The sequence below is a fragment of the Duganella rhizosphaerae genome (assembly GCF_040364205.1).
GTDB lineage: Bacteria > Pseudomonadota > Gammaproteobacteria > Burkholderiales > Burkholderiaceae_D > Rugamonas > Rugamonas rhizosphaerae.
In genome coordinates, this window is the sequence record NZ_BPWK01000001.1 from 837,160 (window position 1) to 848,511 (window position 11,352).

Annotated in this window: 16 protein-coding genes; 1 reads left to right on the forward strand and 15 read right to left on the reverse strand. The window is 66.5% G+C overall.

The window, feature by feature from the left end; genetic code table 11:
• Window positions 1-14: 14 nt before the first annotated feature.
• From flgH to flgB, 7 genes are read right to left on the reverse strand one after another with little or no spacing between them, the layout of a single operon-like run.
• Window positions 15-704, reverse strand: a complete 690-nt coding sequence (gene flgH / locus RUGAMON1_RS03715) for a flagellar basal body L-ring protein FlgH (protein WP_445229224.1) — start codon at window positions 702-704, stop codon at window positions 15-17.
• Window positions 704-1,495 (reverse strand): flagellar basal-body rod protein FlgG, encoded by a 792-nt coding sequence (gene flgG, locus RUGAMON1_RS03720; protein WP_445229225.1) that lies wholly within the window; start codon window positions 1,493-1,495, stop codon window positions 704-706. The genes flgH and flgG overlap by 1 nt, the downstream gene beginning before the upstream one ends.
• Window positions 1,496-1,535: 40 nt before the next feature.
• Window positions 1,536-2,261 (reverse strand): flagellar basal-body rod protein FlgF, encoded by a 726-nt coding sequence (flgF, locus tag RUGAMON1_RS03725; RefSeq protein ID WP_445229226.1) that lies wholly within the window; start codon window positions 2,259-2,261, stop codon window positions 1,536-1,538.
• A 14-nt stretch (window positions 2,262-2,275) separates the two neighbouring features.
• Entirely contained in the window at window positions 2,276-3,538 is a 1,263-nt protein-coding gene (locus tag RUGAMON1_RS03730) for a flagellar hook protein FlgE (RefSeq protein WP_445229227.1), read from the reverse strand.
• 14 nt (window positions 3,539-3,552) lie between these two features.
• The gene (locus RUGAMON1_RS03735; protein ID WP_445229228.1) at window positions 3,553-4,245 is read right to left on the reverse strand and encodes a flagellar hook capping FlgD N-terminal domain-containing protein; all 693 of its coding nucleotides are present in this window, start codon (window positions 4,243-4,245) and stop codon (window positions 3,553-3,555) included.
• Between the two features lie 3 nt (window positions 4,246-4,248).
• A complete protein-coding gene (gene flgC, locus RUGAMON1_RS03740) occupies window positions 4,249-4,671 on the reverse strand; it encodes a flagellar basal body rod protein FlgC (RefSeq protein ID WP_445229229.1) in 423 nt (140 codons plus the stop codon).
• A 40-nt stretch (window positions 4,672-4,711) separates the two neighbouring features.
• Window positions 4,712-5,074 (reverse strand): flagellar basal body rod protein FlgB, encoded by a 363-nt coding sequence (flgB, locus tag RUGAMON1_RS03745; protein WP_445229230.1) that lies wholly within the window; start codon window positions 5,072-5,074, stop codon window positions 4,712-4,714.
• Window positions 5,075-5,247: 173 nt separating this feature from the next.
• Here flgB and flgA point away from each other — a divergent pair, with 173 nt between their 5' ends.
• Window positions 5,248-5,961 (forward strand): flagellar basal body P-ring formation chaperone FlgA, encoded by a 714-nt coding sequence (gene flgA, locus RUGAMON1_RS03750; protein ID WP_445229231.1) that lies wholly within the window; start codon window positions 5,248-5,250, stop codon window positions 5,959-5,961.
• Here the strand turns inward: flgA and RUGAMON1_RS03755 are convergent.
• The 8 genes from RUGAMON1_RS03755 to RUGAMON1_RS03790 form a co-directional block, all read right to left on the reverse strand.
• Window positions 5,942-6,721 (reverse strand): glycoside hydrolase family 73 protein, encoded by a 780-nt coding sequence (locus tag RUGAMON1_RS03755; protein WP_445229232.1) that lies wholly within the window; start codon window positions 6,719-6,721, stop codon window positions 5,942-5,944. The two genes, flgA and RUGAMON1_RS03755, sit on opposite strands and share 20 nt — an antisense overlap.
• A complete protein-coding gene (gene flgN / locus RUGAMON1_RS03760) occupies window positions 6,708-7,160 on the reverse strand; it encodes a flagellar export chaperone FlgN (RefSeq protein ID WP_445229233.1) in 453 nt (150 codons plus the stop codon). Before flgN ends, RUGAMON1_RS03755 begins: the two co-directional genes overlap by 14 nt.
• Window positions 7,157-7,432 (reverse strand): flagellar biosynthesis anti-sigma factor FlgM, encoded by a 276-nt coding sequence (gene flgM, locus RUGAMON1_RS03765; protein ID WP_445229234.1) that lies wholly within the window; start codon window positions 7,430-7,432, stop codon window positions 7,157-7,159. The genes flgN and flgM overlap by 4 nt, the downstream gene beginning before the upstream one ends.
• 42 nt (window positions 7,433-7,474) lie before the next feature.
• A complete protein-coding gene (locus RUGAMON1_RS03770) occupies window positions 7,475-8,497 on the reverse strand; it encodes a flagellar motor protein MotB (RefSeq protein WP_445229235.1) in 1,023 nt (340 codons plus the stop codon).
• Window positions 8,481-9,401, reverse strand: coding sequence for a flagellar motor stator protein MotA (gene motA, locus RUGAMON1_RS03775; RefSeq protein WP_445229236.1), 921 nt, complete (start codon window positions 9,399-9,401; stop codon window positions 8,481-8,483). Before motA ends, RUGAMON1_RS03770 begins: the two co-directional genes overlap by 17 nt.
• Before the next feature lie 54 nt (window positions 9,402-9,455).
• Window positions 9,456-10,193: a FliA/WhiG family RNA polymerase sigma factor gene (locus RUGAMON1_RS03780; RefSeq protein WP_445229237.1), complete on the reverse strand. Its 738-nt coding sequence runs from the start codon at window positions 10,191-10,193 to the stop codon at window positions 9,456-9,458.
• A gap of 54 nt (window positions 10,194-10,247) precedes the next feature.
• Complete coding sequence (locus RUGAMON1_RS03785; RefSeq protein WP_445229238.1) at window positions 10,248-10,730, reverse strand: flagellar basal body-associated FliL family protein; 483 nt, start codon at window positions 10,728-10,730, stop codon at window positions 10,248-10,250.
• A gap of 7 nt (window positions 10,731-10,737) precedes the next feature.
• Window positions 10,738-11,352 (reverse strand): flagellar hook-length control protein FliK (locus RUGAMON1_RS03790; protein ID WP_445229239.1); only part of this gene is annotated, 615 nt, incomplete at its 5' end.

Genomic DNA, 11,352 nt, shown 5'->3' on the forward strand with positions numbered 1-11,352 from the left:
AAAACGTCGGCCGTTCAGAACGGCATCAGCGGGCCATTGAAGAAGCGCGACAGCCAGCCGGCCGATTGCGTGTCGGCCAAGGTGCCCTGCGCCGAGTAGGCGATGCGGGCGTTGGCGATGCGCAGCGACGACACCTGGTTGTCGGCGTCGATGTCGGCCGCGCGCAGGTAGCCGCGCAGGCGGACGAATTCTTCGCCCTGGTTCAGGGTCAGGGTTTTTTCGCCGGACACGCGCAGCAGGCCGTTCGGCAGCACTTCCTGCACGATCACGGTGATGGCGCCGGTCAGGGCGTTCTGCTGGGTGCTGGTGGCGTCGCCGGCGAAGCTGTTGGAGGCGCCCAGGCCGATCGCGGCCTTGCCGAAGGTCTTGCCCAGCAGGTTGGGGGCGACGATGTTGTCGGCCGAATTCTTGGAATAGCTGGTGCCGGCCTTCTTGCTGGCCTGGGTGGTTTCCTGCAGGTTGACGGTGACCACGTCGCCGACGCGGAAGGCGCGGCTGTCCGAGGTCAGCGACAGGCCCAGGTCGGGGCTGTAGACCCCGCCCGAGGTGCCTTTCGGGCCGATCACGCGCGACACCGCGGGCGGCTCGTCGGACGGGCCGGGCCGCACCGGCGGCGGCTGCAAGGCGGCGCAGCCGGCCAGCAGCGCGGCCAGCACGGCCAGGGCCGCCCTGGCCAGGCCTTGGATGGGCGCCGTGGCAGTCATCAGCGTGCCGCCTGCGACAGGTATTGCAGCATATTGTCGGCGGCCGACAGCACCTTGGTGTTCATCTCGTAGGTGCGCTGGGCGGCGATCATGTCGACCATTTCCTCGACCACCTGCACGTTCGAGCCCTCCAGCGTGCCTTGCTTGAGCTTGCCCCACTGGGCGTCGCCCGGCTTGCCGTCGGTCGGCGTGCCGCTGGACGGGGTTTCGGCGAACAGGTTCTCGCCCAGCGCCAGCAGGCCGGTCGGGTTGATGAAGCTGGTCAGGGTCAGCTGGCCCAGCTGGCTGGCGGTGGTGTTGCCGGCCAGCGTGGCCGAGACCACGCCGTCCTCGCCGATGGTCAGCGAGGTGGCGGCGGCCGGGATGGTGATCTGCGGGATCAGCGGCAGGCCGTGGGCGTTGACCAGGATGCCGTTGGCGTCGACCTGCAGCTGGCCGGCGCGGGTGTAGGCGGTTTCGCCGTTCGGCTGGCGCACCGACAGGAAGCCGTTGCCCATCACCGCCACGTCGAGCTGGTTGCCGGTGGTTTGCAGCGAACCCTGGCTGAAGACTTTTTGCGTGCCCACCATGTGCACGCCGTTGCCCAGCTGCACGCCGGACGGCGCCAGCGTGTTGTTGTCGGCGCGCTGGGTGCCGGGCTGCTGCTCGATCGAATAGAACAGGTCCTCGAACACCACGCGGTCGCGCTTGAAGCCGACCGTGTTGGCGTTGGCCAGGTTGTTGGCGATCGCTTGCAGTTTTTCGTCCTGCGCCTGCACGCCGGTTTTGCTGATCCACATTGCTGGATTCATGATTTCTCCCTGTTGCTAAAGATGACTAACGTGGACCGGCTCAGCCGCCGATCAGGCGGTTACCGGTTTCGGCCATCGAATCGCTGGCCTTGAACAACTTCATCTGGATTTCAAACGTGCGGTTCAAGCTCATGGTGGCGACCATTTCCTCCACCGCCGAGACATTGCTGCCCTCCAGGTGGCCGGGCTTGACCACCACGGTGGCGTCGGTCCCCAGCGGCTGGCCGCTGCGCGCCACCAGCAGGCCGGCCTCGTTCTTGGTCAGCTCCGACGCCTCGGCCTTGACCAGCTTGAGCTTGTCGATGGTCTGCATGGTGGTGGTGCCGGGGCTCTGGATCGACACCGTGCCGTCGGCGCCGACCGCGATCTTGCTGTACTCGGGCAGCGAGATCGGGCCGCCTTCGCCCAGCACCACGTTGCCGTTGATTTTCAGCGTGCCGGTTTCGTCGAGCGTCATGGCGCCGGCGCGGGTGTAGGCCTCGCCGGTCGGGCCCTGCACCGCGAAGAAGCCGTTGCCGTCGATCGCCACGTCGAGATCGCGGCCGGTGGCCTTGAGCGTGCCCTGGCGGGTCGACACCGCGTTGGCCTGCAGCTGCGACATGTGGCGGTCGTCGTAGCCGTAGCCGTTGACGGTCTGCGCCGACGACAGCTCCATATTGGCGCGGAAGCCGCCGGTTTCGATGTTCGCCAGGTTGTTGGCGTGTACCTGCTGGCCGCGCAGGGCCCGTTCGGCCCCGCTCATGGCGGTGTAGATCAGCGCATCCATGGGTCAGCTTGTCCTTACAGCGCTTGCATCAGCGATTGCATCATCTGGCTCTCGGTCTGGATGACCTTGGAGTTCGCCTGGTAGTTGCGTTGCGAGGTCATCAGGCCGACCAGTTCCGAGGTGATGTCCACGTTCGACTGTTCCAGCGAGCTGGTGTTGAGCGAACCGGTCATGCCGACGCCGGCGAAGTTGACCAGCGGCGTGCCCGAACCCTGCGACTGCACCCAGCTGGTGTCGTCGACCTGGGTCAGCGCGCCTTCGTCGGGGAAGGTGGCCAAGGTCAGCTTGCCGACCGGCTGCTTCTGGCCGTTGCTGTACTTGGCGATCACCGAACCGTCCTTGGCCAGGTCGACGCCGGCGAAGGTGCCGGAGGCGTAGCCGTTGGCGCTGTTGGTCGAGGTGGTCGCCTCGCCGGCGAAATAGGTGGTGCCGGTGTAGTTGATGTTGATCGGGGTCGCGGCCATCTTGGCGCCGCTGGTGAAGGCCGGCCACAGCACCGGGTCGGAGGTGTCGAGCGCGCTCAGATCGAGCTGCAGCGTGCCGTTGGTGGTCAGCGGATCGGGCGCCGGGGTGGTCATCTGGCCTTTGGTCGGGTCGAACGCCAGCGCGCCGTTGCCGACCAGGTTGCCGTCGAGCACGTAGTTGACCGCGACCGAGCCGGCCGCGGTGGCGCCGAAATACTGGGTCAGCGTGTGCTGGCCGCCCAGCGTATCGTAGAGGACGGTGGCCTTGGACATGCTGAAGGTGGACGGGTCGGGCGGCGTGGTCGGCGTGACGGCGGCCGGGAAGGCGGTCACCGGCCAGTCGGCCGACAGGTTGCCGATGTAGTTGACCTTGTCGCTGACCACGGCCGGGATCTGGCCGGTCGGGATCGTGATATCGCCTTGGGCGCCGGGCTGGGTGCTGGGCGGCGTGATGGTCGCGCCCTGCACCTTGCGGCCGGAGGCGTCGGTCAGGAAGCCGTCCTTGGAGGTGTTGAAGATGCCGACCCGGGTGTAGTTGATGGTGTTGCTGCTGTCTTTGACGATGAAGAAGCCGGCGCCGTTGATCGAGGCGTCCAGCGTGCGGCCGGTGTTGAGGATGCCGCCCGACAGGCCGATGTTCTGGGTGGTCGAGCCGACCTTGACGCCGGTCAGCTGGTCGCCCGCCACCAGCGACGAGAAGTTGGCGCGCGAGGCCTTGTAGCCGTAGGTGCCGGCGTTGGCGATGTTGTGGCTGGTGACGTCCAGCGCTTCGTTAATGGCCTGGATGCCAGACAATGCGATATCGAAACTCATGATGGAGTCCTTTCTTAGAGACTAGATTGAGTGGCGGAAGCGGTGGATTTACCGTTGAAAGCGGTGATCGCGGTCGGCGCGACTTCGCCGATGTTGCCGATGTTCAGGACGACGCTGCCGCTGGCGGCCAGGCGCACGCTGTTCAGGCGGCCCTGCAGGTCGATCGGCGGGTTTTCCTTGGTGCTGGTCTCGACCGTCATGGTGTAGCTGCCGGCGGGCAGGCCCAGCGCGGTCGGGTCGATGGCGAACGGCACCGTGCCGGCCGCGGTCGTGCCGAGGTTGACGGTGTGCTTGGCGCCGTCGGCGCCGGTCAGCACCACGCGGGTGGCGGTGCTGGTCGCGCCCAGCGTCATCTGGCCGCTGACCTTGGTGGCGCCGTCGGTCGTCAGCGTGCTGGTCTCGGCCATGACGTCGGAGCCGACCTGGGCGCCCAGGGCCAGCACCTGCATGCTTTGCAGCACGCTGGCGTTGGCGCTGGTCAGGCTCGACAGGTTCTGCAGCGATTCGGTCTGCGACAGCTGGGTCAGCTGCTGGACGAACTGGGCCGGATCGGTCGGCGACAGCGGATCCTGGTTCTTGATCTGCGCCACCAGCAGCTTGGTGAACATGTCCGAGGTCGCGCTGGCGCTGTTGCCGGTGATGTTGCTGCCGGTGCCGGCCGCCGCGTTGCTGCCGCTGCTGCCGTTGTTGAGGAGACTGACTGTCATGGCTTAACCTTCACCGAGTTTGAGGAGGGATTGCTGCATCGTGCGGATGCGGCCCAGTACTTCGACATTGGTCTCGAAGGCGCGCGAGGCCGACATCATGTCGGTCATCTCGGCCACCTGGTTGACGTTGGGGTAGAACACCATGCCGTCGGCGTTGGCCATCGGGTGGCCCGGTTCGTAGACCTTGCGCAGCGGCTCGCTCGATTCGACCACGTCCAGCACCTGCACCTTGCCGCCGGCGTTGCCGATGTCGCCGATGCTGTCGCCCATGACGGCGGCGAACACCGGCTTGCGGGCACGGTAGGTGTCGGCTTCGGTGCCGGCCACGGAATCGGCGTTGGCCAGGTTGCTGGCGATGGTATTGAGGCGCACCGACTGGGCCGCCATCGCCGAGCCGGCGATCTCTGAGATATTCTTGAACGACATTGCGCGCTCCTTATTGGCCGTTATTGGCCGTCATTGACCATCATTGGCCATTGATGGCTTTGGCCAGGCCCTTGAGGCTCATGTTGACGAAGGTCAGGCTGGTCTGGAAGTCCGAGGCGTTCTGCGAGAACGCCGCCTGCTCGACGCCGATCTCGACGGTGTTGCCGTCGCGGGTCGGGTGGAAGGGCACGCGGTACATCATGGCGCTGTCTTCGTCGCCGCCGATGTCGCCGCTCGCTTCGGCCTGGGTGTTGGCCAGCGTGGCGGCGAAGTCCATGTCGCGCGCCTGGAAGCCGGGCGTGTTTTCATTGGCGATGTTGGAGGCCAGGATGCGGGTGCGCTCGGCCCGCAGGTGCAGCGCGTCGGCATGCAGGCCCACCGCGTCTTTGAAATTAATCGCCATGTTCGTCCCCTGTGTAGGCATTGCTGTAAAACGATGTTGCATGAGTGAAAACCGCCCACGGCGGGGTAGAATGGCGCCCGGGGGCGGCATGCACCCGAGACGTTCCGGCTCCCGGCATCATAGTAGAGGTATTGCCCATGTTCAACAAAAGTATTGTAACCGCTTTGAGTGCAATGTTGCTGTTTTGCACTTCATTTTCTGCGGCGGGTTCCGCCGCCGGTCCGACCGCCGCCGAGCAGGTGCCGCTGGCGGTGGAGGCGGCCGCGCGCGTCCACGTGCAGCGCTGGGCCGACAGCAGCGGCCTGGTGGAACCGAAATTCGAACTGAACGTGGTGCGCGGCAGTCGGCCGCTGGCCGCATGCAGACAGGCTGTGACGGTCGAGGCGCTCGATACGCGGCTGCCAGGCCGCATGCGTTTCGCCGCCGTCTGCGCCGGCGCCGACGGCTGGCGATATGAGTTCGTGGTGCGCGCGCAGATCTCGGCGCGCATTGCCGTGATGGCAAGCGATGTGCCATCCGGGAAAGTATTGACCGACGACGACGTGTTGCTGGAGCGCCACGACATCTCCGGCATCGCCGACAGCGTGGCCGATCCGCAGGAGCTGGTGGGGCTGAGCGGCCGGCGCGCGCTGCGCAGCGGCGAGGTGTTGCGCATGGCCTTGCTGACCGCGCCGACCTTGGTCAAGCGCAACGACGCGGTGCGCATCGTGGCCAGGCGCGAGCAGATCGAGGTCAGCATGGCGGGCGAGGCGCTCGACAGCGGCGCGCGCGGCACGCTGGTGCGGGTGCGCAACGCCAACGGCACCGTGATCCGTGCCAGGGTGACGGGCGCGGCGACGGTGGAGCCGGTCGATATGCCCGTGTCCACTAATTCCCCGACGCAGTGAAGGTGCTGGCGCCGCGTTGCAACTGCGCGGCCAGTTTGCTGAGTTTGTCAGCGTAGTTGGGGTCGGTGGCGTAGCCGCCCTGCGCCAGCCCGTGCGCGAAGGCGCGGGCGTCGCTGCCGGTGTTGAGCGCGGCCTGGTAGCGCGGATTGCTGGTGAGCATGTCCGCGTAGTCGCGGAAGGCGCTGGCGGTGTCCGGATAGCTGCGGAAGCGTTCCACCTTTTTCAGCATGGCGCCGTGTTCGAATTCGGTGGTGCTGGCGGCCGCCACCGCGCCTTGCCAGCTGCCGCCGGCCTTCAGGCCGAACAGGTTGTTGCTGTCGGCGCCGCCCTGGCGCAGCGGATTGCGGCCCCAGCCCGATTCCAGCGCCGCGTGCGCGGCCACCACATCGGGCGAGACGCCCAGCTTGCCGGCGGTTTCCTCGGCCCACGGTTTGATCGAGGCCAGGAATTGTTGCTGGATCTCGGCGTCGGCGCCGCCGGCGATCGCGCCGGCGCCCTGGTGGCGCAGCGCCATCGCCTGCAGGTTCATGGCCGGCGTGGCGGCGGCGTCGGCGGTCCTGGCGGCGGAGGAGGGCGCGGCGCCGAAGCCGCCGCCCTGGGCGATGAAGGCGCTGACGTCGTGCTGGACTTGCTGGAAGGTGGAGGCGAACGCCCCGGACGACGCAACGCCGCCCAGCGCCGCGGTGGGGCGGCTGGCGGTCATGTTCGAGACGGTTGCTGCAGTGGGTGCGGTCGATTGCATCCGGTCAAGCTGGTGCATAAATCTGCTCCTCGCCATGCAGCACGCGCTGCATGATGCTGTACTGTTCTACCAGCAAGTCGCTATTGCGCTTGCCCAGACGCTTACATTCGATAACCATCTGTTCCAAGGTTGCCCAGTCAGCTTCCATTCTCTCCCGTGCCGCATTTTTCAGCAAGGCAAATGCCTGCAACATTGTCGATGTTGGTCCCAATAAACGTTGTACCAGCGCCACGCGCTGCTGGCGGCGCTCCTGCATGACGTCGACCAGGGTGGAAATCGCCTCGGCCACGGCGGCCAGCTGCGGACCCTGGTGGCGCACGGCGGCGTCGAATTGCTGTTCCAGCAGGCCGCGCAACTCGCGGTAGGCCATCAGATCCTCGGCGATGCCGGCCAGCAGCAGGCGCATGGCGTCCTGCCGGGTGGCCGGCGCGGCGCCGGCCGGGTGGACCGTGCTCACTTCTCGCTCCCGTGGAAGCGCTGCACCAGGCCGGCCAGCTTGGCGGCGTCGAACGGCAGCTCGCCCTTGGCCAGCGCGTCGCGCAGCATCTCGACTTTTTCCTGGTCGATTTCCGGCATTTCCCGCATCGCCTGCAGGGCCGGCTGCATCACCGCCGATTGCAGCGGCGCCTGCGGCGCCGGCGCCATGACGGCCTCGGCCGCTTCCGCCGGCGCGGCTTCCGCCACCCGCTGGACAGCGACGCCGTCCGGACTTCCTGTCGAGATTCTCATACGTGTGCCTCTGCTTGGCTTGGTTTCCATACTGTCTGCGTCTTATTTCTTGTGGCGGGGGTCGCGCACCGGGCTGTCGCTGCCGAGCTTGGCGCGCAGTTTTTCCAGCAGGGTGGCGTCCGGCAAGGCGGTGTCGATGTCCTCGGTCAGCGCGTTGCTGCTTTCCGGCATGCCAAACATGGTGGCGATCGATTTGGCCTGGGCCGTGGTCAAAATCAGCAACTCGATGCGGCGGTTGACGCCGGCGTCGGCGCGCTTGGTGTCGAGCGGCGCGCGGTCGGCCATGCCGACCACCTGCAGCACCGATTCCGGGTTCATGCTGCCGGCCAGCAGCTGCGAGCGGGCCGACATGGCGCGGTTGGCCGACAAGGTCCAGTTGGAGAAGGCGGCGTAGCTGCGGTCGGCGTATTGCAGCGAATCGGTGTGGCCGACGATCAGCATCTGGTTTTCCATCTGCCGGAACAGCGGCCCCATCTTGCGCAGCAGGGCGCGGAACTTGTCGGTCGGCACGGCCGAGCCGCGCACGAACATGCCCTGGCGGTCGGTGTCGTGCAGCATCACGCGCAAGCCGTAGGGGGTGATCACCGATTCCAGGTTGGCCGTCAGGCCGGCCTCGGCGCTCATCTTGGTCAGCGCCTTGGACAGCGCCGCCAGGTCGCTCGGGCTGTCGTACTTGACCTTGGCCGCCTCGACCACCGGCTGCGAGTCGCCGGTGACCTTGGTGTGGGCCTCGCCCTTGGCCTTGGCGTCGCCCGGCTCCTCGGTGCTGCCGGTGTGCGGCATCGGGAAACGGTCGATCAGGCTGCCGCGCGGGCCGCCCACCTGCTCGGGCATGACGCCCTTGCCCTGGTCGGTCTTGGCGCCGTCGGCCTCGGTCAGGATCTGTTCCAGCGATTCGAAGTTGCGCGCCGCCATCAGCCACAGCACCAGGAACAAGCACATCAGCGCCAGGCAGAAGTCGGCGAACGCCACCTTCCAGGCGCCGCCGTGGTCCTCGTGCTTGTGCTTGCCACCGCCGCGTTTGACGATGGTTTGCTCATGGCCCTTGTCATGCGACTTTAGCACCGCGGCCTCCTCTGCGCGAGCTGTCTTCGGCCGGGGCGCTGTCGCGTCCCTCGAGGTCGTTGATCCAGCGTTCCAGCTGGGCGAAGCTCGGCTTGATGTTCAGTTGCACCAGGCGGCGGCCGGCGTCGATCGCCAGCAGCGGCGGCTTGCCGGCCACGTGGGTCACCAGCACCACCTTGACGGTTTCCTTGTTCGACGCTTCCTGGTTGACCAGCTGCTTCATCATGTTGGAAATCGGGTCCAGGATGCCGTAGCAAAAGAAGATGCCGATGAAGGTGCCGACCATGGCGGCGCCGACGTGCTCGGCGATCTCGCCCGAGGTCGCGCCTTCGCTGACGGTGTTCATGGTGATCACGATGCCCAGCACGGCGGCCAGAATCCCGAAGCCCGGCATCGCCTCGCCGATCTTGCCCAGCGACTTGGCCGGCTGTTCCAGTTCGGTGTGGATGGCCTCCAGCTCCTGCTCCAGCACGCCTTCGAGCTCGTGCGCGTTGATCTTGCCCATGGCCATCAGGCGGAAGTTGTCGACGATGAAGGCCAGCAGCTTGGGCTCCTCCAGCACGCGCGGGTAGCGCTGGAACAGCGGGCTGTCCTTGGGCGCCTCGACGTGGGCGTCGAGCGCCTTCAGGCCGCCGGCGGCCAGCTGCAGCAGTTCGTACATCAGCAGCAGCAACTGGCGCTGAAATTCGGAGTCGTATTTTTTGCGGAACACGATCTTCTTGATCTGGGTCAGCGCCTCCATCAGCACGTGCGACGGGTTGCCGATCACCAGCGCGCCGAGACCGGCGCCGGCAATGACGATCAGCTCGATCGGCTGCCAGATCTGATGGAAGGCGCCGCCCATCATGAAGAAGCCACCGAAGACACTGCCTAAAACTATGATGATGCCGACTATCTGTTGCATGATGATTCGCCTTTCCGCGTCATTTTTCTAATCTTGCCTTGCGCCCGCTCTGGATCAGGCGTTTTGCAATACTGCCTTCATCTTGCCCAGCGCCGCCTTGTTGAGCTGGCAGACGCGGGCGTCGGTCAGGTCCAGCACGGCGGCGATTTCTTTGTAGCTGAGTTCGAATTCGTAATACATCTGCACCACCCGCTGCTCGCGCTCGTCGAGCCCGCGCAGCGCCTGCTCCAGGCTGCGCCGCACCATCAGCTGCTCTTCCGGGCTGGGGGCGCTGTCGTTGCTGACGCTCTCTTGCAGGACTTCGTCGAAGCTGGCGATCAGCTCGGCGTTCTCGTCCATCTGGTAAGCCTGGTAGGCTTCCGAGGTCAGGTTCAGCGCGCTCATGATTTCCTGTTCGCTGGGCTCGTGTCCCAGGCTGCGGGTCAGGGCGCGCACGCCGTCGCGCAGCTTGTGGCTTTGCTGGCGCACCGCGCGCGGGCGCCAGTCCTGGCGCCGCAGCTCGTCGAGGATGGCGCCGCGCACCCGCAGGCTGGCGTAGCTGCCGAAGGCGCCGTCGGGCTCGCCGTAGCGGCGCAGCGCCTCGAGCAGTCCCATCAGGCCGATCTGCTCCATGTCGTCGCGGTCGATGGCGCCGGCGATCTGCGAATTGAGCTGGCGGACGATGCGCTTGACCAGGGGCGCGTACGACAGCAGGTGTTTTTGCTCGTCGGCCACGCTGTGCGCCACCGGCGTGCCGCCGGGTTCGCCATAACTTTCGGCATAAGCGTCCGCATATTGCTCTATATAGGCCATGCCCGCTCCACTGGTCGCACCACTCGTCTTCATGCTTGCCATGCTGGTTGCAGCCTACTCAATGATCAGCTTGCCAATCATGACTTCGGAAAACGGCTTTTCCCGGCCCTCATGCTCGTACGTGGCCTCGAAAGCCTTGTTCAGTTCGCCCGCGAACTGGTCGATGGTCATCACTTGCGCGGTCGCCATCGGCAGGTTGGACAGCGTGCGCACCGCCACGCTGCGCAGCATCGGCAATTGTTCCTTGGCTTCCTTCTCTTTCTTCTCGGTGGTGGTGATCACCAGGTCGGCCGACATGTAGTGGGTCAGCGTGTCGCCGGGCTGGCGCTTGAGCATGATGACCACCTTGTCCACCGTCAGGTACTTCGGCGCCGATTTGTCGTCCTTGACTTCCTTCTTGGGGGCGGCCTTGGCCGGCTTGCCCTCGGCCGCCGGCTCATCCTTGCCCTTCGACATAAACCAGACTGCGCCGCCGGCCACTGCTGCGCCGACCACGGCCACCAGCACCAGCGCTATGATCATTTTCATGTTCTTCATCTACTGATTACTCCCGCTCGGACGTCATGGCAAAGGTGGTGGTGTCGTCGTCCGACAGGGCGCGGCCCGGCGTGCGGCCTTCTTCCTGCTCGCGCTGCTGGCCGTTGCGTCCGCCGCTGTCGGCCTGCGCCTGGGCGCGCGACGACGACACCGTCACCGAAACGTCGGCGAACTGGCGGGTCGACAAGTCCTGGCGCACGCTGTCGCCGATGGTGTTGAGCTGGCGCAGCACTTCGCTGTGGTTGGCGCTCAGGTTCACCTGCAGCGACCCGGCGCTGTGGCGGATCGAGATCTCGATGCTGCCCATGTTGGGCGGTTCCAGGCGGATCACGGCGTGGTCGTTATTGCGTTGCAGCTGCACTTGCAGACGGTCGCCCAGCGCTTCGCGCAACGGCTGCTGCCACTGGTCCGGCGCGCCCGCCAGCTTGACCACGGCGGCGGCGGCCGGCGTGGCGGCCGGGCTGGTCTGGCTGAAGCCGACGCTGTTGCCGACCGGGGCCGGGGCCGGCGCGCTGCTGCGCGGCAGGCCGTCGTCCTTGACGGCGGCGGCCAGGGCGCTGCTCGCGCCGCCGGGCTCCGGGGTGTCGGCGACGGCGACGGTGGCGTCGGCGCTGCGCGGCGT

What these genes read in the sequence shown, in the direction of transcription:
- flgH (WP_445229224.1), bottom strand. Translation starts at nt 704, where the DNA reads ATGACTGCCACGGCGCCCATCCAAGGCCTGGCCAGGGCGGCCCTGGCC.
- flgG (WP_445229225.1), bottom strand. Translation starts at nt 1,495, where the DNA reads ATGAATCCAGCAATGTGGATCAGCAAAACCGGCGTGCAGGCGCAGGAC.
- flgF (WP_445229226.1), bottom strand. Translation starts at nt 2,261, where the DNA reads ATGGATGCGCTGATCTACACCGCCATGAGCGGGGCCGAACGGGCCCTG.
- RUGAMON1_RS03730 (WP_445229227.1), bottom strand. Translation starts at nt 3,538, where the DNA reads ATGAGTTTCGATATCGCATTGTCTGGCATCCAGGCCATTAACGAAGCG.
- RUGAMON1_RS03735 (WP_445229228.1), bottom strand. Translation starts at nt 4,245, where the DNA reads ATGACAGTCAGTCTCCTCAACAACGGCAGCAGCGGCAGCAACGCGGCG.
- flgC (WP_445229229.1), bottom strand. Translation starts at nt 4,671, where the DNA reads ATGTCGTTCAAGAATATCTCAGAGATCGCCGGCTCGGCGATGGCGGCC.
- flgB (WP_445229230.1), bottom strand. Translation starts at nt 5,074, where the DNA reads ATGGCGATTAATTTCAAAGACGCGGTGGGCCTGCATGCCGACGCGCTG.
- flgA (WP_445229231.1), top strand. Translation starts at nt 5,248, where the DNA reads ATGTTGCTGTTTTGCACTTCATTTTCTGCGGCGGGTTCCGCCGCCGGT.
- RUGAMON1_RS03755 (WP_445229232.1), bottom strand. Translation starts at nt 6,721, where the DNA reads ATGCACCAGCTTGACCGGATGCAATCGACCGCACCCACTGCAGCAACC.
- flgM (WP_445229234.1), bottom strand. Translation starts at nt 7,432, where the DNA reads ATGAGAATCTCGACAGGAAGTCCGGACGGCGTCGCTGTCCAGCGGGTG.
- motA (WP_445229236.1), bottom strand. Translation starts at nt 9,401, where the DNA reads ATGCAACAGATAGTCGGCATCATCATAGTTTTAGGCAGTGTCTTCGGT.
- RUGAMON1_RS03780 (WP_445229237.1), bottom strand. Translation starts at nt 10,193, where the DNA reads ATGGCCTATATAGAGCAATATGCGGACGCTTATGCCGAAAGTTATGGC.
- RUGAMON1_RS03785 (WP_445229238.1), bottom strand. Translation starts at nt 10,730, where the DNA reads ATGAAGAACATGAAAATGATCATAGCGCTGGTGCTGGTGGCCGTGGTC.